General features: G+C 52.7%; 32 protein-coding genes. All 32 read right to left on the reverse strand.

Features of this window, described 5'->3' with window-relative positions:
• Positions 1–27 precede the first annotated feature (27 nt).
• A complete protein-coding gene (locus NYE48_RS27945; RefSeq protein ID WP_341000819.1) occupies positions 28–267 on the reverse strand; it encodes a hypothetical protein in 240 nt (79 codons plus the stop codon).
• Positions 264–1,079, reverse strand: coding sequence for a DNA-methyltransferase (locus tag NYE48_RS27950; protein WP_341000820.1), 816 nt, complete (start codon positions 1,077–1,079; stop codon positions 264–266). The genes NYE48_RS27945 and NYE48_RS27950 overlap by 4 nt, the downstream gene beginning before the upstream one ends.
• A gap of 71 nt (positions 1,080–1,150) precedes the next feature.
• Positions 1,151–1,321 (reverse strand): hypothetical protein, encoded by a 171-nt coding sequence (locus NYE48_RS27955; RefSeq protein WP_341000821.1) that lies wholly within the window; start codon positions 1,319–1,321, stop codon positions 1,151–1,153.
• Positions 1,322–2,047 carry an FAD-dependent thymidylate synthase gene (gene thyX / locus NYE48_RS27960; protein ID WP_341000822.1) on the reverse strand — a complete coding sequence of 242 codons (726 nt, stop codon included), beginning with the start codon at positions 2,045–2,047 and terminating at the stop codon, positions 1,322–1,324.
• Positions 2,037–2,573: a hypothetical protein gene (locus NYE48_RS27965; RefSeq protein ID WP_341000823.1), complete on the reverse strand. Its 537-nt coding sequence runs from the start codon at positions 2,571–2,573 to the stop codon at positions 2,037–2,039. Before NYE48_RS27965 ends, thyX begins: the two co-directional genes overlap by 11 nt.
• Positions 2,570–3,094, reverse strand: a complete 525-nt coding sequence (dut, locus tag NYE48_RS27970; RefSeq protein WP_341000825.1) for a dUTP diphosphatase — start codon at positions 3,092–3,094, stop codon at positions 2,570–2,572. Before dut ends, NYE48_RS27965 begins: the two co-directional genes overlap by 4 nt.
• Entirely contained in the window at positions 3,091–3,261 is a 171-nt protein-coding gene (locus NYE48_RS27975) for a hypothetical protein (RefSeq protein WP_341000826.1), read from the reverse strand. Before NYE48_RS27975 ends, dut begins: the two co-directional genes overlap by 4 nt.
• A gap of 255 nt (positions 3,262–3,516) precedes the next feature.
• Positions 3,517–4,494, reverse strand: coding sequence for a class 1b ribonucleoside-diphosphate reductase subunit beta (gene nrdF, locus NYE48_RS27980; RefSeq protein WP_341000827.1), 978 nt, complete (start codon positions 4,492–4,494; stop codon positions 3,517–3,519).
• 18 nt (positions 4,495–4,512) lie between these two features.
• Entirely contained in the window at positions 4,513–6,555 is a 2,043-nt protein-coding gene (gene nrdE / locus NYE48_RS27985; RefSeq protein ID WP_341000850.1) for a class 1b ribonucleoside-diphosphate reductase subunit alpha, read from the reverse strand.
• Between the two features lie 22 nt (positions 6,556–6,577).
• Positions 6,578–6,952, reverse strand: a complete 375-nt coding sequence (gene nrdI / locus NYE48_RS27990; RefSeq protein ID WP_341000828.1) for a class Ib ribonucleoside-diphosphate reductase assembly flavoprotein NrdI — start codon at positions 6,950–6,952, stop codon at positions 6,578–6,580.
• 350 nt (positions 6,953–7,302) lie between these two features.
• Complete coding sequence (locus NYE48_RS27995) at positions 7,303–7,890, reverse strand: crossover junction endodeoxyribonuclease RuvC (RefSeq protein WP_341000851.1); 588 nt, start codon at positions 7,888–7,890, stop codon at positions 7,303–7,305.
• Positions 7,853–8,059: a hypothetical protein gene (locus NYE48_RS28000; protein ID WP_341000829.1), complete on the reverse strand. Its 207-nt coding sequence runs from the start codon at positions 8,057–8,059 to the stop codon at positions 7,853–7,855. The genes NYE48_RS27995 and NYE48_RS28000 overlap by 38 nt, the downstream gene beginning before the upstream one ends.
• Positions 8,059–8,349 (reverse strand): hypothetical protein, encoded by a 291-nt coding sequence (locus NYE48_RS28005; RefSeq protein WP_341000830.1) that lies wholly within the window; start codon positions 8,347–8,349, stop codon positions 8,059–8,061. Before NYE48_RS28005 ends, NYE48_RS28000 begins: the two co-directional genes overlap by 1 nt.
• Positions 8,350–9,324 (reverse strand): hypothetical protein, encoded by a 975-nt coding sequence (locus NYE48_RS28010; RefSeq protein ID WP_341000831.1) that lies wholly within the window; start codon positions 9,322–9,324, stop codon positions 8,350–8,352.
• A 60-nt stretch (positions 9,325–9,384) separates the two neighbouring features.
• Positions 9,385–9,639: a hypothetical protein gene (locus NYE48_RS28015; RefSeq protein WP_341000832.1), complete on the reverse strand. Its 255-nt coding sequence runs from the start codon at positions 9,637–9,639 to the stop codon at positions 9,385–9,387.
• A 329-nt stretch (positions 9,640–9,968) separates the two neighbouring features.
• Positions 9,969–10,595, reverse strand: a complete 627-nt coding sequence (locus NYE48_RS28020) for a 3'-5' exonuclease (protein ID WP_341000833.1) — start codon at positions 10,593–10,595, stop codon at positions 9,969–9,971.
• The gene (locus NYE48_RS28025) at positions 10,596–11,078 is read right to left on the reverse strand and encodes a hypothetical protein (protein ID WP_341000834.1); all 483 of its coding nucleotides are present in this window, start codon (positions 11,076–11,078) and stop codon (positions 10,596–10,598) included.
• Entirely contained in the window at positions 11,078–13,939 is a 2,862-nt protein-coding gene (locus NYE48_RS28030; RefSeq protein ID WP_341000836.1) for a DNA polymerase, read from the reverse strand. Before NYE48_RS28030 ends, NYE48_RS28025 begins: the two co-directional genes overlap by 1 nt.
• Complete coding sequence (locus NYE48_RS28035; protein ID WP_341000837.1) at positions 13,940–14,704, reverse strand: hypothetical protein; 765 nt, start codon at positions 14,702–14,704, stop codon at positions 13,940–13,942.
• 2 nt (positions 14,705–14,706) lie between these two features.
• Entirely contained in the window at positions 14,707–14,931 is a 225-nt protein-coding gene (locus NYE48_RS28040) for a hypothetical protein (protein WP_341000838.1), read from the reverse strand.
• Positions 14,928–15,386: a hypothetical protein gene (locus NYE48_RS28045; protein ID WP_341000839.1), complete on the reverse strand. Its 459-nt coding sequence runs from the start codon at positions 15,384–15,386 to the stop codon at positions 14,928–14,930. Before NYE48_RS28045 ends, NYE48_RS28040 begins: the two co-directional genes overlap by 4 nt.
• Positions 15,387–15,641 (reverse strand): hypothetical protein, encoded by a 255-nt coding sequence (locus tag NYE48_RS28050; RefSeq protein ID WP_341000840.1) that lies wholly within the window; start codon positions 15,639–15,641, stop codon positions 15,387–15,389.
• 70 nt (positions 15,642–15,711) lie between these two features.
• Positions 15,712–16,014 carry a hypothetical protein gene (locus tag NYE48_RS28055; RefSeq protein WP_341000841.1) on the reverse strand — a complete coding sequence of 101 codons (303 nt, stop codon included), beginning with the start codon at positions 16,012–16,014 and terminating at the stop codon, positions 15,712–15,714.
• Positions 16,015–16,128: 114 nt separating this feature from the next.
• Complete coding sequence (locus NYE48_RS28060) at positions 16,129–16,905, reverse strand: single-stranded DNA-binding protein (RefSeq protein WP_341000842.1); 777 nt, start codon at positions 16,903–16,905, stop codon at positions 16,129–16,131.
• Positions 16,906–17,160: 255 nt separating this feature from the next.
• Positions 17,161–17,685, reverse strand: a complete 525-nt coding sequence (locus tag NYE48_RS28065; protein ID WP_341000843.1) for a hypothetical protein — start codon at positions 17,683–17,685, stop codon at positions 17,161–17,163.
• The gene (locus tag NYE48_RS28070; RefSeq protein WP_341000844.1) at positions 17,682–17,840 is read right to left on the reverse strand and encodes a hypothetical protein; all 159 of its coding nucleotides are present in this window, start codon (positions 17,838–17,840) and stop codon (positions 17,682–17,684) included. Before NYE48_RS28070 ends, NYE48_RS28065 begins: the two co-directional genes overlap by 4 nt.
• Positions 17,841–18,163: 323 nt before the next feature.
• Positions 18,164–18,769, reverse strand: coding sequence for a hypothetical protein (locus NYE48_RS28075; protein WP_341000845.1), 606 nt, complete (start codon positions 18,767–18,769; stop codon positions 18,164–18,166).
• Between the two features lie 261 nt (positions 18,770–19,030).
• Positions 19,031–19,987: a toprim domain-containing protein gene (locus tag NYE48_RS28080; RefSeq protein ID WP_341000846.1), complete on the reverse strand. Its 957-nt coding sequence runs from the start codon at positions 19,985–19,987 to the stop codon at positions 19,031–19,033.
• 48 nt (positions 19,988–20,035) lie between these two features.
• Positions 20,036–21,370, reverse strand: a complete 1,335-nt coding sequence (locus tag NYE48_RS28085; RefSeq protein ID WP_341000847.1) for an AAA family ATPase — start codon at positions 21,368–21,370, stop codon at positions 20,036–20,038.
• A 2-nt stretch (positions 21,371–21,372) separates the two neighbouring features.
• Positions 21,373–22,062 carry a DNA replication protein gene (locus NYE48_RS28090; protein WP_341000852.1) on the reverse strand — a complete coding sequence of 230 codons (690 nt, stop codon included), beginning with the start codon at positions 22,060–22,062 and terminating at the stop codon, positions 21,373–21,375.
• A gap of 89 nt (positions 22,063–22,151) precedes the next feature.
• On the reverse strand, positions 22,152–22,289 hold the full coding sequence (locus tag NYE48_RS28095) for a hypothetical protein (protein WP_341000848.1): 138 nt from the start codon (positions 22,287–22,289) through the stop codon (positions 22,152–22,154).
• Positions 22,286–22,426 (reverse strand): hypothetical protein, encoded by a 141-nt coding sequence (locus NYE48_RS28100; RefSeq protein ID WP_341000849.1) that lies wholly within the window; start codon positions 22,424–22,426, stop codon positions 22,286–22,288. The genes NYE48_RS28095 and NYE48_RS28100 overlap by 4 nt, the downstream gene beginning before the upstream one ends.
• Positions 22,427–22,565: the final 139 nt, after the last annotated feature.

Genomic DNA, 22,565 nt, shown 5'->3' on the forward strand with positions numbered 1-22,565 from the left:
GATTAGCTGCCGGATTCGATCGCCTCCTTATTCGTCAAAGTTTGCGTCAATTAGCGCAACGGTTCGCGCGTCGTTAATGGCCGAGATGATATCGGTGCGGTCCGCAAAGGTGGCGCAGTTGGCGAGCGTTTCGATATCGCCGTCCGAGCGCTTGACCCCGATTACGATTCCGGTGACTTCTCCGCGTTGGGCGCGTTCGGCCAGTCGGTAGAGTACGTCGGCGATTTCGTTCTGGACGCAAGGGAACGGGATGATTTCGGCGCTCATCGTTTCTCGGGTATTGAACTTTCAGGGTGAAAGATACTGTCTAATCTCTTGTTCGCAATCTCGATGTATTTAGGCTCTGTCTCAAAACCTATAAACTTTCGCTGGTGTGCCACCGCTCCTACGGCAGTAGTTCCGCTCCCCATAAACGGATCCAAAACAACACCGCCTTCATTGCTAAGAGAAAGAATTATTCGGTTGGCAAAATCTAAAGGAAACTGGCAAGGATGATCCGTCTTTTCTGGGTGATTGTGCTTAACATTCGATATTTCCCATACATCAGATGGATTTTTGCCTAACGGATTTCCTGATAACTCGCCTTTCCTGTCGCCCTTATAGTGCTTTTTGTTTGGATATTTTTGCGGAACTCGGACTGCATCAAGGTTAAATACATAGTCGTCTGTCTTGGTGAACCATAACGCTGTTTCGTATCGCCCTGAAAAACGCTTCGTGCAATGTAATCCATGTCCAAACGTCCATACAATTCGATTCCTCGGTATAAGACCACGCTTGGCAAATTCAGGGAATAGAATGCAGTCTAATGGATAAACAGCTCCGTCATTAACATAGTTACCAACTTGAAAGACAATGGACCCATTGTCACTGATGAGCCTGACACATTCATCGATTATTTGCATCATCCAGTACACATAGGCTTCGAGAGGTTGTTTCTTTTCATATTCTTTGCCGATATTATAAGGCGGACTTGTGACCACCAGATCGACACTACCGTTAGGAATCAACTTCATTCCATCTCGACAATCCATCTGGTAGATGCGATTTAACTCGATACTTCCGATTATTTCTTTGGTCATTTGACCCCTCCTTTTTCACCTTGAATGTTCAAGAAAGTTTTGCATTGCTAATCTATTGATTGGTGACTTTTTCACACTGAAAGTTGCATATCCCGTTTCTCGCGCACCTCCTTTACGAGTAGGACACCGAAGATGAAGCCGAGTAGGTATGCGATGAATCCTTCGGCGGGTGTTGCGTTATATACGCCAAGTGCGAGTATTTGCGTAACAATGCCTAAGATTACTCCGGAAATTGCCGCCATCTATTCGTCCTCCTTTTCCGGAATCAATTCGCCGATCGCAACGGGGAACCGCGGCTCAATCAGCGCTAATATCGCTTTGGCGTACGCTTGGATTTCGACCTGCGCGTCGTGTTCGAGTCGCTGCGCCAGGAAATGCGCGATACTCTGCAGGCTCGCCGTCCAATACCAGCGGACGTACATTCCGTAGGCTGGAAGGAATAGACGGGCTTGCTCTGGACAGACACCAGCCCCAAGGGCTTCCTCGTACAAATACATGCCATGGGCTACATAGAATTTAAGTCGTTCGACCAATTCATCTCCAACGCTTGTGTCTACTGGTTCGCCGCTACCCTGCTTCGAATTTTCTGGCGCGCTCCGCCATTCATCAGCCTGCGGAATATAGAACGTAGGCTCCTCCGTCACGTAGCGGCGGCTCGATTCGTTCCAGGCGTCGAGGCTATCGCCGGTTCCCTCTTGATGCGCAGATCCGACGATGTACTTCCACCACTGGCGCGCTACCATCAGCGGTGCGTAGATTTCGAATTGAGCGATGGCGTGGCGGAATGGGCTAGTATGTTGCTCTCGTGCAAGGAATTTTATAAGGCGGATGTCCCGTTCGGAGAGCTCGGCGGATTCCTTTGCGTAAGAGCAACGAGCCGAATTAACCACGGTCAGGTCGGAGCCCATTACGTCAACCAGGCGAACGTATCCGTTATCGAGTACCGAAACGCGGTTGTTATGCGACATCTCTGTAATTAACTCCCTTCACTATTAAGTAGATGCAGTTTCTGGTCACACCGAGCGACAATGCTATGCTGGCTCCTGATTCTCCAGATGCAAATCGTGCCCTGATGGCGACGACTTCCTCGTCCGAGAACTTGGCATTGAGTGCCCTAAACCCTTGCGCTGCCCTCGCTATTCTTGCTACGCGTGACTTGTCTTCTGGAGACTTATCAGCCTCATTGTCGGCCCCGGTGCCTAACTTTATATTTTCTTTACTTACGTCCTCAGTGTTCGCGTTTAGATGTCTGACCACAATACCTTCACAAAACGTTGACTCCCCATAAAAACAGTAGGCAGCAAACTTGTGAACAGGTATCCCATAAATGCCAGAAGGTGTTAGGTCGCCGCAATTAACGGAGAATGTTGGGTATCCCTGTTTTCCCCTCTTACGGACTACTAACGGTTTCCCCTTAAGTCCCATAAGTGTCCCGTCGTCCATAACACGGTATCCTTTTTGATAGGCCAGCCGAATAGCCTCTTTCATACTCATTCCGCATTCACTCCCGACGAGCCAAATCCGTCTGCCCCACGCTCAGTCTCCGTCAGCTCGTCGACCACTTCGAAGTTAGCGCGGGCAACTGGCGTGATTACCGCCTGCGCGATGCGGTCACCTTTCAGTATTACGTACGACCCACGAGGCGGAGCGTCAACGCACGTAGACGCACGGTCCGTACCGTCAATGCGCGAGTATATGTGACCTACGCTATCCACGCGCCTAATATTATCGACGATCACCTTGACCTCTCCGCGGAATCCGGCGTCCACCGTTCCCGGCGAGTTAGCCACGCGCAATTTCGTCCGCAAGCTGATGCCGGAGCGCGGCCGTACCTGTAGCTCGTAGCCGGCGGGGATCTCTACCGCAAGCCCCGTCGGAACAAGTGCGGTCTCGCCTGGCGCGATGATGACGTCTTCTACCGCGACCAAATCGAAGCCGGAGTCGCCGGGCTTTGCGTATTTCGGAATGATGGCGTCCTGGTGCAGGCGTTTGATTTTAACGGGGATTTCGTTCATTTCAGCGCCTCCTTTTGATTCAATTGGAACGAAATGAGCAGAAGATCGAACGCCACGTACAGAATGAGAACCCCGGTAGTAAAGCCGCTCGGTTCGTACTTGCCGCAAATAAACAGCACGAATGAGATGACCCAATATACCGCAAGTAATGCGCTGATAATCTTCATGCCTACGCAGCCTCCTTCGCTGTGCCGACGCTATAGTCAGCGTCGGTAGGTTGTGGCTGATCGATCCGCTCGCCCACCGCTGCTTTACGTTTGACCTCTTCAAACATCGAATCCCCTCCTATTGTTTTTATTAGCGTTTGGCGCGATCATTTGCGCCTTACAATAGATATAGGGACGGAAACTCTCCGTTTTGGGACATCGGAAAATAAAAAAAAAGCGAAAGGCCGTCGTAGACCCTCCGCTTAAATCTCGCTATTAACTCGCAGGAATCTCCGGCAGTACGAAATCCGCGTCGGTTAGCGGCACAACGTTCATGGCGCGTTGGTAGCCGTTACCTTTACGCGAGAAGAAGTCGTGGTTTTTCGTCGCCGTATTGATTCCGTTGAGTATGATCGGGTTAATCTCTTCGTCTGGAAAATGCGTGTCGCGTCCGAGATTCATCAACGCCCGATTAAAATTGTACCGCAAGAACCGCAGCACATCGTCCTCCAAGCCGAGCGGTGCGTATAAATCGACGGTATAGCCCGCCTCATTATCGTAAAGCCGCGTCAGTAGCGCCGACACTTCGTGATCGAGCACCGCTTGCGTTTCCGGTGGCATTCCGTCGTAAATCTCGCGCGCCAGTGTTCCGACATATTGGCCGTGGATCGCCTCGTCGCGCATGATGAGGTCGATAATCTCCGCGCTGGCCGTAAGTTTGCCGTGGCCGGCGAGCAACAGCGGATAATAAAAGCCGGAATAAAACAGCGCGGATTCAAGGAACACCGAGGCCACCATCGCCATGTACAGGCGCTCAGGCGAGTCGATTGCGCGATAGTAGCCGCTAATGATTTCGCCTTTCCGCTGCAGGAACCGGTTGCCCTCGACCCAACGGAAGACCTCGTCAATCTCTTCGGTTGAGGCAAGCGTCGTGAAAATGCTGCTGTAGGATTTGGCGTGGATCTGCTCCATCATCGCCATAAATCCGAGGACTGCTTTGCGCTGCAGACCGTCGACATGTTCGAGGATTTGCGGCATGCCAATTCCGCCTTGAACGGTATCGAGTAGCGTCAGGCCGCCGAGTACCTTTTTATAAACGTCGCGTTCCGTATCGGAAAGCGTGATCCACGTCATTTTATCGTCAGATAACGGGATCTCGTCGTCGGTCCAAAATTGCGTAATGTTCTGATTCCAAAACGCGAGGGTAAATTCGTCGTCCGGTCGGTTCCAATTTACAGCTCTAAATTTCGTCAAGTTATCGTCCTCCTCGTTTTAGACTGCGCAAGCCGTGCACTCGGCCACCGACAGTAGTTTATTCCGCGTATAGTAGAGCGATTTAAGCCCGCGCTTGTGTGCGTACAGATAATATCGGGCCAGTTCGTTAGTCGGCGTGTTGCTGCTGACGAAAAGGATCGTAGAAATCCCCTGGTCAATGTGGCGCTGAATCGTCGCAACCATATCGATAATCCGATATTGATCCATGTTGAACGCGGTTGTATACGAAATCATGTTGTCACGCGCTAAGAACGGCGCCGGATAAAACGTCTGAGAGTTGCCATACGTCCGCGTCTCGATGAGATCAACGATAGGCATGACGCTCGACGTCGCGTTTTGCACATACGAAATAGATTGCGTTGGTGCGATCGCCAGTCGATACGCATGCCAGATTCCGTATCGCTGAACATCCGCTTTAAGCTGCGCCCAATCTTCCGGACCCGGCAGTGCCATGCCTTCGAATAGCTTCGCGACCTTTTCGGAGCGCGGCCGGAAGTCGTTTTCGAGGTATTGCGTAAAATAGGCGCCGGTCGCGTAATCCGACTCCTCGAACCGGTGGAACGTGCCGCCGCGTTCCTTCGCGATTAGCATCGAACGTTCAAGCGAGTAGAAATTCATGGCCGCGAAGAATACGTCGGCAAACTCTCGGCCGAGTGCGGACTGGTACGAAATCTTGTTTTTGATGAGGTATCCGTGGAGGTTCATGGCGCCGAGCCCGACCGAGTGCATCAAATCGTTTGCTTTGCGGACGCCTGGCGCATTCTCAACGCTCGTCATGTCGGATACGGCTGTGACGGAATCCATAGCGGAATGAACGACGCGTCGCAAATCGCCGGAAGCCATCGCGGTCACGATATTGATGGACGCGAGGTTACACGAGATATCGAGTCCGATTTCGTCCGGCTCGCCGTAGTCTGTGATGATACTCGTCTCCATGAGCTGAAAAATTTCCGTGCAGAGGTTTGACATTTTAATCTGGCCGATGTTTTTAAGTGGATGCACCTTGTTCGCGTTGTCCTTAAACATGATGTACGGGTAGCCGGACTCAAGTTGCGTCGTGGCGATCTTCGTCAACATGTCGCGCGCGCTCATCGCCTTTTTCTTGACGTCCGGATGTGCGACCAATTTATCGTACATTTCCGTCATGTCCATATCGTCGAGATGCGTGCCGAACGCCCGGTAAACGGTGTACGGCGCGAATACGTAATACGGCTCGTTCTTTTCGGCCAACTCGATAAATTTGGACGGCACGATAAGTCCGATCGATAACGTTTTGAGTCGCACCTTCTCGTCCGCGTTGATTTTCTTCGCGTCAAGGAACTCCATAACGTCCCAGCCAAAAATATTGTAGTAACCGGCGCCGGAGCCTTTTCTTTGGCCCATTTGATCCGCGTAAGAGAATCCGTCCTCCATCAGCTTCAAAACAGGCATAATGCCTTTCGCTACGCCTTCCTCTTCCTTGATTGATTCGCCGCGGGCCCGGAGCTTGGACACGTTGATCGCAACACCGCCGCCAATCTTCGAGAGCTGCGTCGCCACACCAACTGCGTGATTGATCGCGTTAAGGCTGTCGTCAACCTCCGTCAAAAAGCACGAAACCATTTCGCCGCGTCTCGCCTTGCCCGCGTTCAGGAACGTTGGCGTGGCCGGCTGTACGCCATGAACGTAGCCCCACAAGAGTTCCCGCGCCATTTCGTAATCGCCCTGTGCCAGGTAAAGCGCCGCGATAGCATAACGTTCGGCCGGCGATTCAAGAAACGTTTTCTTGTCGCGCGTCTTGACGGCATAATCCGTATAATACTTGGACGCGGCCATATACGATGCGAACGAAAGGCCGGCCGCCTCTGCCTGGCGGTGGATCTCCGTAATCTGCTCCGGCGTGTACTGCGTCAGCACTTCCGGATAGTAGTATCCGTTGTCGACCATGTATTGGATACGCGAGATTACGGAGTCAAACCGCATAGAGTTGTCGGCGACGTAGCGCAAAAATTCCGCCACGGCCTCCGCGTCCTTTTCGAGTTGGTAAAATCCGTCCTTCATCGCGGTTATTTCGTTGTTCAGTTCAATGTAGCGATAAGTTTTCTGCGCCAATCCGCTTCACCTCGTCAGTAAATTTTTGTATATCGCTCGGGGTTCCAGCCAGCTCGAATTTAAGCAGCACCGGCACTCCGTATTCTCGCGCTATTTCGTCGGCCGCGCCGGCAAATCCCCGGCCGAAATTCCGGTTGCCGCTCGCCGCTACGCCGCGCAGATATTCCGAGTTATCACGGAGAAAGCGCCGCACGATCTCCGGCGCCTCCCCGAATTTATCCGTGTATGTAACGAGCACATACGGCTCGCTAACGTGTAGATTCTCCGTCAACTTCTGCGTCGGATGCGTAAGCCGGCGTGCGAATAGCGCCACATTGCCCGTTCTTGTTGCGTAGATAATCCGCATGGAGTCTCCTTTCTACGGCACGCGCCTCGGCCAACCGCTGCTCGTAGTCCGCCAGGATCTCGGCATAGATCGCGACGGACCGTTCGAGTGCGGCTATTTCGGCGCGTTGTTGGCGGATGAGGTCAGCGTCGTTCATGTTCCTAAGGCCTCGCCAGTAAACCGAAATCTAAGCGCCATATATGCCCTAGTTACTGGCACGAGACTATCCCAGGGCTCTCGCGTCCGCCTATCAACATACCGCAGACCTAACGGAGTAAGTGTTACGTCCGCGTAATTGCGCACGTCAGGCTCCGCTATCTGGCCGAGTTTTATTCGGTCAAGCATTTCCCCGAACGTCATCCAGTCGTTATTCATGCCGCAACCTCCGTATCGATTAGATTTTCGCGTATCAAGTACGCCAAACACACCGCGAGCGCATCGCTATCGTCGTATCCCTTGCGAAACGGATAGTCGTCAGGCAGTCGCAGCCATTTGCGCACGGCCTTCGCAACCTCATCCTTTTCCGCCTTACCGTTAGCCTTGCCGAGTATTTCCGTCACGGTTTTCTTGACGTAAGTAGGCGCCAATTTCGGGACATCTTCGGGATCTTCCGCGACGGTGTACCCGAATTGATACAGCGCCCTGTCTGCGGATACCCACGCGTTAAATACCGTTTGAGTGGCACGTTTACTGCGGCCGGTCTTAAAGTCCTCGCGCACTACGACGTCAAACGGCCGATGTGCGTAGACAAATTGCGAAACGAACGACTCGACAACTGCGCTGCGGACCGCATCGGGATCGTCGCTGGACGTTGCGACCGAAGTGGCCGCGATGAGATGCGGTTGCCTGTCTCGCACCTCGATCGCAGCGATTCCGGGACTTAGCGAAAGGTCGAGGCCGAGTACGCGATAGGCGGGTTCTTTACTGCGTGTTGTCGTCGTCTTCTTCGCCAGGAAGATCGCCTCGCTTTCCGTCGCCTAGCGCCCATACGCACGCTACTGCGATTAATGACGCCGCGATAACGAGAGGCGTGTTCTGGAGTTGTGCGATGAAGCTAATTGCGAGAATCCATCCGAAGATTACCGCAAGGATGGCGCCAAGGTTGATGATTCCGGATATGATGCGCATTAGGCCACCTCCTCGTACGTCTTCTCGAAGATATCCGGCTTACATGGATACACCTCTCCATTAACCCCCTGAATGACCCAATCCCCATAGTCTGCGCGCATTACTCCCTCAAGAGTTTTAATGTCGCAGCATGTTTTAGAGAACCCAAAAGGCCCGTCGTCATCTTCACCTGGCGCTAAGTATGTGGTGATTTCATTAGTGGAGACTTTGTCTTGGAACCAGTCTGGTCGCGGATCAATCCCCATTCTGAACGCCTCAATCACTACCGGCTTCTTCCGATATTTCGCCATCTACGCCGCCTCCTTTTCGTTTCGTACCGCCTCGATAAACGCAAGTGCCTCCGCAGCTTCCCGTTTCTTTGAATCCGATAGTCCCGATCGTTGGATAGCCGCAACTTCTCGTCGCAACGCCGCAAGCTCATCCTCCGAAAGAGACAACGAAATCGCGCGTTTGAAATCGTTGAACACCCACTTGTCTAGATCAAGCTTCGGCGGATTGCCTGTTTCCGCCGCCTCTACGATACTTGCGAAGTGATCGAGAACCTCTGCGCGCATCTCATCCGTAATGTACAGGCCGAACACCGCAATATCCGGATTCTTCTCGAACTCTTCCGGTGTCATGTTCCAGCCCTTTTTCGAACCGTTTACGTATACGATTACGTAATAGTCCACGTTGTACATCTTCGAATAGCAGACGCATTGCTTAACGTGATCCTCCTTCGGGCCGTTACGCATGGAGTATCCGGATGTTTGTGCGTACGTACCTTGCTTCGATTTGACCTCAAGTCCTACCCGCAGCATTTCGCCGTCATCGGTCACATAGCGCATGATGCCGTCGCCGGTGCCGAATAGCGAAAACACCTTTCCGCTATGCTCGATAATTGCGTTAATCTTCGCAAAGTCTTCGAACATCGGCTCGCCGTATTTATTCCGTTCGAAACTGAACGTTGGATTTTCGCCCATATGCCGCGCGTAATGCTTCTCTGCGAAAAGGATGTCACGCTGAATCATATCGCCGATCGCCGTCCCCAAGCGTGTCCAGCGGCCTTGATGCGGCGGGCGCTCCGTTATCTCCTTTTTGGCGCCCCGCATCTTTTCGTACAGGCCGCGTGCGTCTGCGTTGGCTGCCGACGGCGAGAAGTACGGAATGCCGCGCGCCGGCCACACTTTGCGCTTAGGGTTTGTGAGGTAATCGTGGTACCATTTGTGTATCTGCGCATCGAGTGCGTCATCGTACACCTCGGGCGCCGAATGCCAGGCGTTCAAGTAGCCCGTAAAGTCTTGCGCGATTTTGTCTGCTATTTGTTGACTAATTTAAACCGCCTCCTAATAAACTTCGTATTGGTAATCGTAAAGTCCGAGTTCTCCTTCGTCCGTTACAAAAGCAATAGCGTAACAGGCGATGTCGTATCCTGTACTGTCGAAGCCTCCGCAATAAATAGAGTCACATTGGATGCCGAAATTCGACTCAATGGTTTCTACGGCGTACTTAACGATCTCCCCTCCGCCCTTGTCCGGATCATGCTCGGCCTCCTCGATGGCTTCTGCTATCTTTGCGTATACTTGACCCTTGTTCGCCAACTAAACCGCCTCCTCTGTTATAACTTTCCACGCGTATGCTGAACCTTTCTTCGTTTCCTCTAACGTACAATTACCGAGTGTAATCCCACGCAGGCCTAGATACTCAAATACGTCCGACATGTATAGCGGATACCTCTTACCCTCCGCATCCTCTACGATAAGGCCGGCGCTTGATCGCGACGAGAACCAGTTGACAACTGCGAACTCACCGGTTACCTGACGCTTGTCCCGCGTGACTATTTCACAACGCTGGCGACATTTGTGACAATATCCGTGCTCACTTTCCGCGCCGCATTTCGGACATTGCGGAATTTTAATCTTTCCGGCCACTAAACCGCCTCCTTTGTCTTTTTAATAGTCCGTATGATGGCGCCCTGCGGCACGTACTTAAGCGGTCGTTCATCCGAGTCAACTACGACATTCTGATAGCTGATCCCGTTAATTTCCGCTTTCTCACGCAACTTTGCATAAAGCCGCAGCGTTGCTTCTACGTCGTTCATAGCGCGATGTTGTCCGCTTAATTCGATGCCATAGCGCGGACATACGTCTTTGAGGCTTGCGCTTTCGTCCGGGTCGACTAGGCGAGCCATGGCGCGTGTGCAGGCGAACTGGTCGTTGTTATTGTAGACTTTCGCTATAAAAGAGAAATCGAACGGAGCGTTATGCGCTACCCAAACGGAACCTCGTGCGAAGTGCCATAACGCTGTCAGCGCTACATACATGCTTGGCGCGCCCCGCAAGTCTTCCGTACGAATCCCGGTTAGCTCCGATATTTCTGGCGGAACTACTACACCAGCGTCCGAGCCGACAAACGTCTGGAAACGCCCAATCTCGCGGATAGAACCGTCCGCACCAACTTCCGCCCGGATAGCGGCGATTTCCGTGATGTGGCCCGTTGCCGGTTCGAGTCCGGTCGTTTCGATATCGATTACTGTAACGGTTTCTGGCGCGAGCATTTACGCAGCCCTCCCCGGAACGTATTTAGTGACGATGACTTCTTCCGGAACGACTTCCTCTATCGCTACCATGAAATCGCCTCCGTCCTGGCACTCCGTGGCAGGAACTTCTCTCCAAATAGAGAAGTACGCCACTTGCCCGTCTTGTTCCACACGATAGACGTTGGTTTTGTAATTCGTCCACCGGCCGCCGTCTTCGAACTCCTCGTCGACACATTCAACTGAGTAGCCTCTCGGATGGTAAGTGTCTAGGATTGCGTCGACTTCCTCGTGCACCTCATCCCACGCCTGGCCTTCGTACTCATCACCGATCAATTCGCGCAGCTTTTCGATAATGTTCATTTCCATATCCTCGCCATCTCCTTCGTTTTCATATTCCGGGTCCCAGCCGCAAGAGCACGGATGGTCACCGATCTCGTCCGCCAGCACGCGGATTTGTCGCCGGCATTGCGGGCATGTGTACGTTGCTGTTTCGCGTGTCATTAGGCGGCCTCCTTCGGTTGTTGTTTTTCGAAATCCCACGCATCAACGCGATACTCCATCATCCAGCGCGGTTCGATTACCGTATCGCACTCAAGCGGACAGGCCAGCGTAACAGTATTCGTCATGATATCGGTATAAAGCGCGACGGCTTCCGGCGTTACCTGTTCGATCGGCGCCGCATGTTTCTGCTCATCATGAAGCGTAAGGGTAAATTCCCACCCGCGGCCAAGCGTCAATTCGTAATAACTACGGATCATGCAGAACTTAAGAACGTTAGCGCCCGAGCCTTGAATTTCGTGGTTAAACGCGGCCCGTTCGTCGCGTCCGGTCAATCGGATAAGCTGCCAGAACTCGTTTCGATCCGCCGGCGAAAGCTTGTATGTCTTCTTGCCTAGTTCCGGATCGTTCTTATCGCGGATACCGGCGCGCTTCATCAAGGCGCAGAGCCGCTGCCAATTCTTCCGATATTCCGGAAACCGGCGCTTCTGCCCCCACAACGTTTGTGTCCATCCGTATTGCCGCAAGTGTTCGAAGGAGGCGTTAACCATTGTACTGAAACCGGGCAGGATCTCGTCGAACTTCGCATAGGCGCGCTTGCCGGCTTCTTCCGTTATGCCGCGCTTGACCGCAGTTTTAACGAACTGGTCCTCGGCCTGACCGTAACCCTTCGCGAGGAACATGTCCTTCGTTAGCTTCCGGTAAGGGATCGGAGTAAGCCCGGACTTATACGCGCTCTCTACGCAGATTTCGCGTGGCACATCGAACATCATCGACGCAAACTCAACGTATGGATCGAGGCCGGCGCGATACATATCTGCAAATGTCGGGTCGCCGTGTTCCATCTCCATCTTATGTGCCTGTAGCCGCGGTTCGATGGATGAAAGGTCGCTGCCAAGGAACAAATGGCCCGGCGGAGGAACGAACATGGTCCGGACTTTCTCGCCTTCTTTGGTACGCGCTGGTATGTTCTGAATGTTTGTTCCCTTCGCCACCTTCTCGTTACATTCAACGAGCACACGCATGACCGCAAGATAATTTGCATCGGTAACGGATTCCGGCCGCAGGTCATTCGGCTTGCCCGTATATCCCTTTGAGCTGTAGCGTCCGGTCGAAACGGTATCGAGTTGCGTGTGCAGGCGTCCGTCAACGTCGAGCGCATCCGGGATCTTATCGATATATGTTCCGAGCAGCTTTTCGAACGCCGACACGTTAGCCAGCGGCCGGAGCGCTTCTTCCTCTTCGAAGTACCGATCGAGAACGTCTTTTGAGACGGCGCGCGTCTTCGATTTGTCCTTAACGATCTGCTTCGTCCGGTCCTGGATGCCGAGATGGTCGTAAATCAGATAGCGCAAGTGGTTGTCGTTAGTGAACGAAAACTCCGTCACAAATAAAGGCGCATGTGCCTCGTCTGCCGGCGCCAACTCCCGCGCTTCCGCCTGCAGCTCCGCCAACCGAGCGACCGCGTTCGTGTATTTTTTGAGCGTAGTCTTGCCGGCCGCCTCACATTCCGCAATAATTGCGCGTTGCTTCTTCTGCGCCTCTCCGTTACGCTTGATCTTCTTCCGTTGCGACTCGATCCAGTCCGCAATCTTCTTCGCGTTGATTGTCCGGTCCATCGCGCGGATAAACTCCGGATTGGTGACGCCATATGCTTCGATAACGTCCGCCTGTGCTTGCGCAAGTCTCGGCCGAAGTTCGTCTCCCAGCGCCTTCAATCCGTCGATGTCGATAACGAAGCCTGTGCGCTCGATATTAACGTTGACTTCCGTTAGATATTGGCCGATTTCGAAGTATGCCGTCGCCAAGTTGTCGGTTGCGATAAGGTTGTCGATTTGCCACCGCGTCAACCACCAACCCTTAAGTACGTCCCATATCGCATATATCCCAACGAGTTCGACCGGATGCAGCATCGGCGACTCATTCCCGAACAAGTCCTCGAAGGTATAATCCGGGCAGTCGACGCCAATTAACGCCTTATACTTTGTGATTAGTGGCTTCAAACTGTAAGTCGGCTCATGGTCGTTAAGCGTCCGCATGGCTTCAAGTGAGTCGTAACGGATACCCTGCGGCTTAAGCCCGTCGTTCAGTAGCATCGCCAAGTCAAAAGGCGCGTTATGAAACGATTTAATCTGCGAAGGCAAAGACATGAAACGCTCGATTGCGCCCAGGGCCGCCGACCGTGTGCATTGCTTCTCGCCGGTCAAATGTCCGTACGCAACGTAATACCCTTCGTTGAGCAGCGGAAGCCAAACGGAGTAACCGCCGGTTAAATCGATCATTTTATCGACGCCGGATGTCTCCGTATCCCATACGGTCAGGGATTGCGCATCCGGAATCGTTATGCCGCGTTCGGCCAGCTTACGTTTGATTAGTGTGTTATTGAATAGCGCAAACACTTTCGCAAACCATTCGTCGCCACCCTGCATCCGCACTTCTTCGCGTAATCGTCCGACCATTTTTGGAAGTTCCGCGTCATCCGTAATAATGTTGAAATTATCCGGCTTCGTCCGGAGCGTCTCCGCAATCCTCTCGGCGCGTTCCGCCTTCTCCCTTTCCGCCAACAATCGTTCACCGGCTGCAATCACGTCTGCCTTCGTAATCTGGCCGCTATCGCGCGATTTACCGCCAGACCGGAGATTAAGTCCGGACGGGGAATTGCCTGTTTTCCCCGTCACGTACTCCCTCACGATATCAACGAGTTGGCGCTCGCGATCCGTCAGACTCATTCGGCCGATACGCTCGATTGCTTCGGCGGGCGTTTCCTCGGCCGCCTTCTTCCGCTTGGCCGCGTCAACCACACGCTGCTTTGCGTCCATGTCCGACGTGGGCTGGCGCAGGTTTAGCGTGAGTTTAACGTCCACTTATGCGGCCTCCTTCTGCAAGTCGAAGCGTTGTTCAACCGGGATGATGAGTTCGACGCCGGCGTAACGTGTACCACCGTTCCCCACGAATACCTCCGGTTCAGTAGTCCCGTCAGGAACCGCGACCTCCACGATCTGCCCCTTACGAAGGCTAGATGCGCCCATGGTTCTAAGTACACGAACCAAGTCACCGCGCTTAAACTCGTTCACCTTGCGGCCGATCTTCGCCCATTTCGCTTCTTCGGCGATCTGTGCAAGTTCTTCTGCGCTAAGAAGTTCAAACGAATCATAATCGGTCAGAAATATGCGCCCATCTTCGCTCACCGCCCGCGCTGTTTTCCCAACGCCGCCAACGTCAGGTTCTGTGATAGTCACGATAGTTCCTTCCGTCCAGTTACATTGGTAACGAATAATTCGGACTTTATCGCCGACGCTAACATTTGGTTTCGGCTTCGTTGCTTCTTCGTATTCCTCTTTCATAACCTTGCGATATTGCGGCGTTGCTGGTTCCGCTACCTTCTCGTAGACTTCGTAGGCATCCTTGCAAAGGTAGCACTCGTCCCCGTCCTCGTCGAAAATTTGCGGATATCCACACGAATCAATCCGAACAACCTCGTAGAACCCGCCGTCTTCGATGAAGTCAGGGACGATAAAATCCGTAATCTTAACGATATCCCCAGTCTTAGCCTCACGTTCAACCTTCCGATACTTCTGTCCGTTTACCTCTACCTCAACCGCAGGAATTACCACGTTCAATTTCGCCATATTTAATCGATCTCCCCTCGAATATTTATCGTTCCCATCGCGTCATACACGCGTTCTTCTGCGTATCTTGTCGCGCAGTCATAGCCGAATCCGTTGTGAACGAACCCGCCTCCGTCATCAATCCGCTTTACCTCGTCGCCGGCGCGGATCTCACCGTGGCACCACGCGCACTCTGCGACGACGGGCGGCTCCGGGTCCTGCGCCTTAAATCGGCTGAAATCGATCATGCTGCGGCCTCCAATACGACCTCCGCAACGGCCTCGGCATCATTCGGTTCGGATGCGTAAATACCTCGGTCCAGCGCGATCGGCAATTCTACCCAACGTTCGGCCGCCGTTGCCTCACTCGCCCAGTATTCTCCGAGCATCCGGTTTTCGAACATGAATACGCGTGGGATCTCGCCTTCTGCCGCCCAAACGCCAATGATGTAATCAGCGTCGGCTCGGTCGTATGCGGTTCCGTTCCCTTTCTTCGCGTAGACAACGAGGTCGCCGCCGCGGTCCATGCGTTGCCGGATCGTTTTGACCTGGATTTTAACGTGTTCGCCGCTTACCGGGTCCGTCGCAAGAATATCGTAAGCCTCGGCGGTCTTGCTCTCGTGGATGCGCCAGCCGTTCGCCAGTAGCGCAACCTGCGCCACCAGCTCGGAGTAGACGCCAGTTACTTCACTAATGTGCGCCAATTACTCGTCCTCCTCTTCCGGTTTGGTTTTGGTCTCCTCCTGCTCCTCAGCCGAAACAAACGTAATTGTCGGGAAATCGTAGCCGCCGACGGACAGAACGATGTTTAGATCGAACGGTCCGTGCGGCACGTCAACTTCCGTTAAAAAGCGCTTGAGGTAGGCGCCAGCTTTTGGCAGTTCCTTCACGTTGTCGAGCGTAATGCCGACGGAAATCCGCCGGTCACTACGTAGGCTCGACGGGCTCGTCTCATTCATGGCGCGCCCTCCTTTGTGTGCTTAACGCTAGATTAGAACGGCAATTTTGTAACATGACACACTGTGCCAACTACTCCAGTCCTTTATCTGACTCGATTTGGCTTATTGGCACACTTTTTTGTGCCAAATTAACGACTTCTTCAATCAGCCCATTTAAACGCTCTACTTCATTCTGCAACAACCTGATCTCTTCTTGTTTCTCCGACAGCATCGTGAGAAGTCTTTCCATCACGGGCATAACCTTTCGGATGTATATAGCCATAACTAATCCATCTTCTTCGGTATGCTCATGCGGCGAGCAATCCAGCCAATAAGCACTGGCTACAGCGGCTCTTTCCTTCATGGATTCAATCTCTTTAAGTTCCACGATCATTCTTTGCTATCCCCACTTTCAGGTGGCACAACAATTACACTCATGCGTAATGGTTAAAAACTATTTATATCAAGGGTTAAAGCGACTTTAATAGTAATTCAGTTGTGTCAGATTTCAGAACGGGAGATCATCGTCGGAGATATCGATCGGGTCGTCGCCAATCGGGGTAACGTCGCCACTGTCGTCGCCGCCGACTGCCGGAACTCCCCCACCAAGAACGGACTTGTCGATATGGTCCGGATCAGCTTCGGCCAGCAACGCGAGGATATCGTCCTCCTCCCGGAAATTTGCGAGTTCTTCGTACGGGAATGCGAATCCGATAAATTGCGCAGCCTCGGCCGGAACTTCTGCATCTCCTGATTCGAGCGAGTACGATTTGCCGTCGGAGGTCTTTCCAATTGTGATTACGTCGCCGACGAGCGTATACTCCTTGTTGAACTTCTTCGCGGCCTTTTCGAGTTTATCGTAGTCGCCGATCAGGTTGTTTGCGTGGAACTCCTTAACGTCCAGGACGCGCCACGTCATATATTCGAGGTCAAACACCGGAATCATGAAGTATAGTTTGCGCTTGGCCTTAGCTTTGCACGAGATGCAGGCGCCGCCGTTCGGCTTTTGGTATGCGGTGAAATTGGCGCCGACTTTTTTTGGCGAGTGCAGGCATGTATGCTTTCTTACATATGTCGCACGCGTCGCAAAATCTCCATCCTCGTGGCAGTAGTAAAAGAACCAACTGTCCGGATCCGCAAGCATTACGAACTGGCGTCCGTCTTTCAGCTCGGCTCCTAGGCGTACATATCGCGTGACTCCATCAGGCAGCCCGTCGTTAAGGCCGTTCCCTTTCGGAGTGTTGCGCTCTTCCTCACGCTTCTTTAATTGGTCGCGAATGGACATTCAATCACGTTCCTCTCATTTATTTAGTTGATGAGCGGCACTTACTCGACGACACGGAAATTGTTAGTCCCGCCGGCCGGGAATCCGCCGCCGCTCGTAGCGGAGAGTATTACGAAAGGAAATGCGCTTGTTTACGTGTCGACCCGCAACTCAGCGGCTTACTCCCCTTCCGCGGGCATCTTTCCTGCGCCCGATTCGCGGTAACGACAGCGCTAGGCTTGGCGATACCGCGTAGCCGACGCAGGAACATCGGCGTTAAACTACGTATGCCGCGACCGCCTTCGCAATCTTCCGTTTCTCATGGCGGACGTTTTCGATATCGGCGTCCAATTGTGCGAAATACTCGTCGATCGCTTTGACGCGCGCCTGCATCGCCATTTTTACGGCTTGGCTGCGCGTTTTCTCAGCGCGAAGAAGGCAGGCGGCGCGCTCAACGCTGAGTTCGAGACGGGATATTGTATTGCGGCGGATTGTGGCGGACTCTTTGCGTTCAATTTTGCGCAGTTCACGTGATATGAGAGACTCGACCTTATCGCGGATATGCGGCGCTATGGTATCACTCGGATATATCGTTACAATCCGATCCTCTTGAGCGTCTAGAATGAACGTGACGTGTTTACCCGAAAACAGTCGGCAAGGATTTCCTTCTTCCGAGATAATGTTCGCGATGAACCGGGCCTGGCGGAAGTTAGAACGAATCCACTCCTCGGCGATGCGCTTGTCCACACGGAAAGCACTAACGGCCTTATCGATCGCGTGGTGTGTTACTGCGATTTTCATGCAATACGCACCCCTTTCGGGATATATGGGAATACATAGTAGTCCGCCGGGTCTTCGTACTCTTCGAGAGCGCCGTGGTAGTCGAGGTTTACATTAGGTTTAGAAATTTTTTTAGAAAACGAAACCTTATCCGTTGTTAGCCGTAGTTTATTCATAAGGAAATTCCTCCAATTGTTTTAGGGCTCACTCAAATAAACGTTGACAATAGACAACTTTTTAAGGTAGTATTTAAATCGTGAATGAATATATTGGTAAGTTTTAGGATATAGTTCTATACATAAAGAGTTGTCAAATTGTAACATTTGATTAGCCACTTGTTGTTTGTGGTATACTATTGTAAGAGAAGGAACGGGTTTCATGCCTGAAAACTCCGTTCTGACTCATAAACAAATCAGACACAGTTTGAGCATCTGATCTTACTTTGACGGGTTGGAACAGACGCCCAAACTCACACACACACACACAGGGTAAAACTCTGCTAGACTGCGCACGCCAGCGCAATCTTACACTGCGATTTAAACCGTGCGATAAACTTACGATGCGACTCGCTCTTACCACCAAAGGTTTGCGCCAACAAATCTGCGATGGATGAGTCGGTATAATCTGATTTTGTCCACGCGTTTACAATCGCCAATTTTCTAGGATCGCTTCCCGCCAAGGAGGCGATTTTCTCGTTTAGTTCGTTTAAAAGGATGCGTTCATCTACCGTCGCCAAACGGTCCTCAATTACGCATTCCGTAAACCCGTCGTCCTGCTCTCTGAACCTTCCGTCGATCGACTCGAACGCAACATTCCACGTTTCCAAGGAGTTTCGGTATCGTCGCTTCCTTCTTCCCAACCGACGTTTAATGGAGTGCACAGCGAGCTGTCGGAAGTTTCCTAAGGTTGCGTCGAATCTACTGACGGTTTCTTCAATTATCCGGAAGCTTTCGTCCTCGAACTTCTCTTGCGAGTCCATTTGATTTCGGCAGCTATCAGATAACTGAATGATGAAAGGGTGGAAGTATCCTTTAAGAGACCACATTGCCTCAACATCCCCTCCCTTTGCCAGCAGGGCGATACTATTTAGTTGTGCGTTGTTCATGCATTCCTTTCCTCCTTTTGTTTATCTATTAGATATAGGGACAGAACCTTTTGATTTTGGGACATGCATGGTAAAATATTCTTAGATAATTTTTAGAGGCGGCCTAAAATGCAAGAACCGACATTAGGCCGCTGTCGCCTCGGCGACACAAATAAACTACCGCTGAGGCACAGCGAAGACAAATCATAATTTGTTTGTCTGCGCTAAGAGTTGGCATTTGGCAACCGAATGAGCCTATTATACGACAAAAGCTACCATTCGTCATACTAATAATTGGAAATTCGGAGTGATTTTGCGAATTTTTCCAACAGGTCTGATTCCATTTACCCATGCCTCGTTTACGTCTTTGTGGAACCTTGGCACTAACGCAACACTAACGCCAACCTTCCCCTGCAACGCCTCGTACACCTGATTCCTCCACGCTCTGCCCGCCGCATCATTATCGCGAAACAACACGACCTCCTCGATCGGACTCCGCAGGATTATATCGCGCTTGACGTCGCCAAACTGCGCACCACCGGTCGCAATCGCCGGCATTCCCGCGGTCATGAGCGTCATCGCGTCGACCTCCGCCTCCACAACGGCCACTCTCCGCAGCCGCCGCGAGTACACGATATCGATCCCATACACCATTTCGCGAATAGGTCGGCCGCCGCGTTCGTACCAAAACGCTTTCGTATCGACCCGCCGATATTTGACCGCCCCCAGCGTCCCGTCCGCGTTAAACCACGGAATAACAATGGCATTCCTTTCGCGGTCATATCCGATGCGCATCAGGCGCTGGATAGGCTCGCTAATGCCGCGGTTGCCCAAGTATGGATGGCGCCATTTATAACGGTCGAGAATGCGCATATCGAGTGGCCGGTACCGACGCGGCTCAAGCGATAGCCTCAACGGATAAATCCGCAGCGTGTCGCCTTCTGGTGCGTCCTCGCCGCCGTACTTATTGCGCAGATACTGCAGCGTGTCCTCCGGCGTTTCGCCCCGCAGATAAGCGAGCAGCTTTACGGGGCCGCCGCGCTGCCACTCCGGATCCTTTGCGCCGGGATCGCCCCAATAGCCGGCCTTTGCATCGGCTGTGTCCGTTAAGTAGACGTAAAACGACGGCGTGCGTTCGTAGCGGAACGGCGATACGGCGATAAGGCGATCGTGCGTCCAGGTGGCGCGTTCCCACGAGAAATGTTCGAGTTCCGCGCGGATGTCGATGTTAAGGGCCATGTGGTGTCCTCCTTATATAGCTATACAAGTTGCTCGCAAAATCCCACACTAGGGTGAAAATTGTTCCGCGGCGGCTTGTCCGGTCGGGAACTCGCGTAGGACTCCGTAATCGAAAAGCGCGATGAGATCCAGCGTAAAGTCTTCGCCGCCGTTCCGGCCCTTTTCGCAGCCGATGCGCGCAATTCCTTCCTTTTCGAGCGAGTCAAACGAAAACAATACGGTCGCGATGTCGAGAAGGCGCTTCGACGTTTTCACCTGGTCTCGCGTCGGAAGCTTGATTTCGCGGCCGCCGTCGAGGTCCGTCTGCTTCTTTTCGACCGTGGCCTGGACAGTATAGATGCCGATGACGTCGTGGTCGCCTACGATGTTCTCAAACCGCGTGGCTGCGTATTCTGCCGCACCTCCGGCCGTCTTGTTGGCGTTGCGTCCATATACGTCGCTGAGACCGTAGAATGGGTCGAGAACAACGGCGTCGACACGCTCGCGGCTCAATTCGGCGTCGAGGTCGTCAAGGGTCCGCGTAAGCCCCGGGTCACTCTTACCCTGAAAGTACAGTTTTCCGGGATAGTACGTATCCAAGTGCTCAACGACGTCAAAGAAGCGATCGCGGACAATATCTTCTAACCGGCCGGCCAAGATGTCGCGGTTCGGTATGCCAAGTTTCCGGCCAAGCTCGTCCACAAACGTTTCATCATGTGCGGTAATGATCGAGATAAGCCGCGCCATCCAAACGTATTCCTTAACCTCATATGATTTAACAAGGACTCTCGCGCCCTGACGTAATAAAGAATCAACAAACTCGCCCACCAAGTACGTTTTGCCGCGGCCGGACTCGGCCATGACGCCGTAAACATCCCCGGTAAAGAAACCGCCGATCTCCTTTGTAAGCGTGGGAAAAGGCGTATCGTATCGTTTAAATGACTTTCCTTCCTCGCGCTTTTGATACTCGGACATCAGCGTTGGTTTAATCTCGGATAGATCGCGGCCAATCTTTTCGCGAATGTTTGTTCTTATTTTAATTGATTCGAGACGGCTGAGCAAGGTTGAAATTACCAATTCGCTGTCCGCAGACTCGAATAAACTCGGCAATTCGCGATTGAACAACTCCGCTAATCTCTGTTTTCCTTCTCTATTCTTAATTTCTCTTGCCAAGTGCTCGAACGAATCCGAAATTTTGGGAAAGTAATTAAAGTCAGGAAACTTGCTGACGATCATCGCGTAGCTGGGCGCATTGCCTCCGTTTTGTTCCGCATAATCCAGCGTAAATTTAACGACGTCGCGCTCCACTTCGGTAAAGAAACTGTCGGGCTCGATACCGTGCCGGTGGAACGCGGCCACGTCGTTTTCGTCGATTACTTTCGATACAAACAGTTCGCACCACATTGTTATCTTCGCCCCCTTTTCGACTCTCCCACGAACGGGATTTCATTGCACATGTCGCGGATCCGGTCGGCGATCCGTGCGTCAAACAAGCGCACCATTTCCGCCATTGGAATATTCGACGTGTACACCGTAGGCAGTCCGTTTACGGTCCGGTCGTTAATCACGGTGTGCAGGTCGGCCCTGAACGCGTCGCTTGCGTCACGTACGCCGATATCATCCGCGACCAAGAACGGCACGGCCATCGCAATATCCATGACGCGGTAGTAACGGGCGGCGGCGGGCGCTGCGGTCTCTTCCGGCACACGTGGCCGATTGAAGGCGTTGAAGTCACGCTGCCAGGCGGTCACATCGAGGAAATAGGCGGGCCGTTCGATCGGCGTCAAACCGCGCTGCAGCGAGCCGATATAATGGGCCGTGATGTATTCGTTAAGTATCGCCGCGGCCGTCGTTGTCTTACCGGTGCCAGGACTTTCACTGTATAGATAAAGCGATTTGATGCGCTCGCCCTCCGGATCAAACTGACGCGAAAATGTACCGACGTAAGCATCGACGATTTTATACACGCGGTCCTGATCGGCGCGAGCTGGCGAGCTTTTAACGGTCAGGCGCCGGTAATCATGCGGAACGTTCGCGAGTCCAGCGCGGCCGCCGGCGCCGTCATAGCCGTGCATTGCGATAAACGACGGGCACATCCGGTTGCATGCGGCCGTGTCGGCGTTTTTGCAAGGCTCGCGCAGTACACAGCGTTTGCTATGCGTATATGCGCGTTCTAGTTGCTCAGTCAATGGCGAACACCTCCGTTTATTCTCCGTTCATAATTCCGCAGCCAAATGCGGCGCAACTTCGGATTCTCCTGCGACATTTCCGCCAAAAACAGGAACATGCGCGGCGGGCATGCCGCAAATTCAGCGACTTTCATTTTCGTTTCACCTCCACCATTCGGATGACTGCGCGCATGTAGGCCGATATCCGCTCGTGGCGTCGTTTCTTGTTGGACGTCTTTCGGGCGGAAACTCTCTCGACGTAGTCAATGCGCTCTATCAACGTTTTCCTCATTATCCGGACTCCTTTCGCTTTAAAACACGAATAGCCTCTCGCCAGATAAATACGCCAAGGGAGCGTGCTTCCATCTCGAAGCTCGCGCATGGGGTACGTGAGTCTTCTCGATCATCTGTGCGGAGGGTATTTCGTAGAG

The organism is Paenibacillus sp. FSL M7-1455 (assembly GCF_038004655.1).
GTDB classification, from domain to species: Bacteria; Bacillota; Bacilli; order Paenibacillales; family Paenibacillaceae; genus Paenibacillus_AQ; species Paenibacillus_AQ cookii.

Coding starts and splice junctions, on each gene's coding strand:
- NYE48_RS27955 (WP_341000821.1), bottom strand. CDS start 1,321: ATGGCGGCAATTTCCGGAGTAATCTTAGGCATTGTTACGCAAATACTC.
- NYE48_RS28085 (WP_341000847.1), bottom strand. CDS start 21,370: ATGTGGTGCGAACTGTTTGTATCGAAAGTAATCGACGAAAACGACGTG.
- NYE48_RS28060 (WP_341000842.1), bottom strand. CDS start 16,905: ATGTCCATTCGCGACCAATTAAAGAAGCGTGAGGAAGAGCGCAACACT.
- NYE48_RS28090 (WP_341000852.1), bottom strand. CDS start 22,062: ATGTGCCCGTCGTTTATCGCAATGCACGGCTATGACGGCGCCGGCGGC.
- NYE48_RS28095 (WP_341000848.1), bottom strand. CDS start 22,289: ATGAAAGTCGCTGAATTTGCGGCATGCCCGCCGCGCATGTTCCTGTTT.
- NYE48_RS27945 (WP_341000819.1), bottom strand. CDS start 267: ATGAGCGCCGAAATCATCCCGTTCCCTTGCGTCCAGAACGAAATCGCC.
- NYE48_RS28000 (WP_341000829.1), bottom strand. CDS start 8,059: ATGCGCATCATATCCGGAATCATCAACCTTGGCGCCATCCTTGCGGTA.
- NYE48_RS28070 (WP_341000844.1), bottom strand. CDS start 17,840: ATGAATAAACTACGGCTAACAACGGATAAGGTTTCGTTTTCTAAAAAA.
- NYE48_RS27965 (WP_341000823.1), bottom strand. CDS start 2,573: ATGAGTATGAAAGAGGCTATTCGGCTGGCCTATCAAAAAGGATACCGT.
- NYE48_RS28040 (WP_341000838.1), bottom strand. CDS start 14,931: ATGATCGATTTCAGCCGATTTAAGGCGCAGGACCCGGAGCCGCCCGTC.
- NYE48_RS28005 (WP_341000830.1), bottom strand. CDS start 8,349: ATGGCGAAATATCGGAAGAAGCCGGTAGTGATTGAGGCGTTCAGAATG.
- dut (WP_341000825.1), bottom strand. CDS start 3,094: ATGAACGAAATCCCCGTTAAAATCAAACGCCTGCACCAGGACGCCATC.
- NYE48_RS28035 (WP_341000837.1), bottom strand. CDS start 14,704: ATGGCGAAATTGAACGTGGTAATTCCTGCGGTTGAGGTAGAGGTAAAC.
- NYE48_RS28075 (WP_341000845.1), bottom strand. CDS start 18,769: ATGAACAACGCACAACTAAATAGTATCGCCCTGCTGGCAAAGGGAGGG.
- NYE48_RS28080 (WP_341000846.1), bottom strand. CDS start 19,987: ATGGCCCTTAACATCGACATCCGCGCGGAACTCGAACATTTCTCGTGG.
- nrdE (WP_341000850.1), bottom strand. CDS start 6,555: ATGAAGGACGGATTTTACCAACTCGAAAAGGACGCGGAGGCCGTGGCG.
- NYE48_RS28055 (WP_341000841.1), bottom strand. CDS start 16,014: ATGATCGTGGAACTTAAAGAGATTGAATCCATGAAGGAAAGAGCCGCT.
- NYE48_RS27950 (WP_341000820.1), bottom strand. CDS start 1,079: ATGACCAAAGAAATAATCGGAAGTATCGAGTTAAATCGCATCTACCAG.
- NYE48_RS28025 (WP_341000834.1), bottom strand. CDS start 11,078: ATGACACGCGAAACAGCAACGTACACATGCCCGCAATGCCGGCGACAA.
- NYE48_RS28100 (WP_341000849.1), bottom strand. CDS start 22,426: ATGAGGAAAACGTTGATAGAGCGCATTGACTACGTCGAGAGAGTTTCC.
- nrdI (WP_341000828.1), bottom strand. CDS start 6,952: ATGCGGATTATCTACGCAACAAGAACGGGCAATGTGGCGCTATTCGCA.
- NYE48_RS27975 (WP_341000826.1), bottom strand. CDS start 3,261: ATGAAGATTATCAGCGCATTACTTGCGGTATATTGGGTCATCTCATTC.
- NYE48_RS28050 (WP_341000840.1), bottom strand. CDS start 15,641: ATGAATGAGACGAGCCCGTCGAGCCTACGTAGTGACCGGCGGATTTCC.
- NYE48_RS28020 (WP_341000833.1), bottom strand. CDS start 10,595: ATGCTCGCGCCAGAAACCGTTACAGTAATCGATATCGAAACGACCGGA.
- thyX (WP_341000822.1), bottom strand. CDS start 2,047: ATGTCGCATAACAACCGCGTTTCGGTACTCGATAACGGATACGTTCGC.
- NYE48_RS28065 (WP_341000843.1), bottom strand. CDS start 17,685: ATGAAAATCGCAGTAACACACCACGCGATCGATAAGGCCGTTAGTGCT.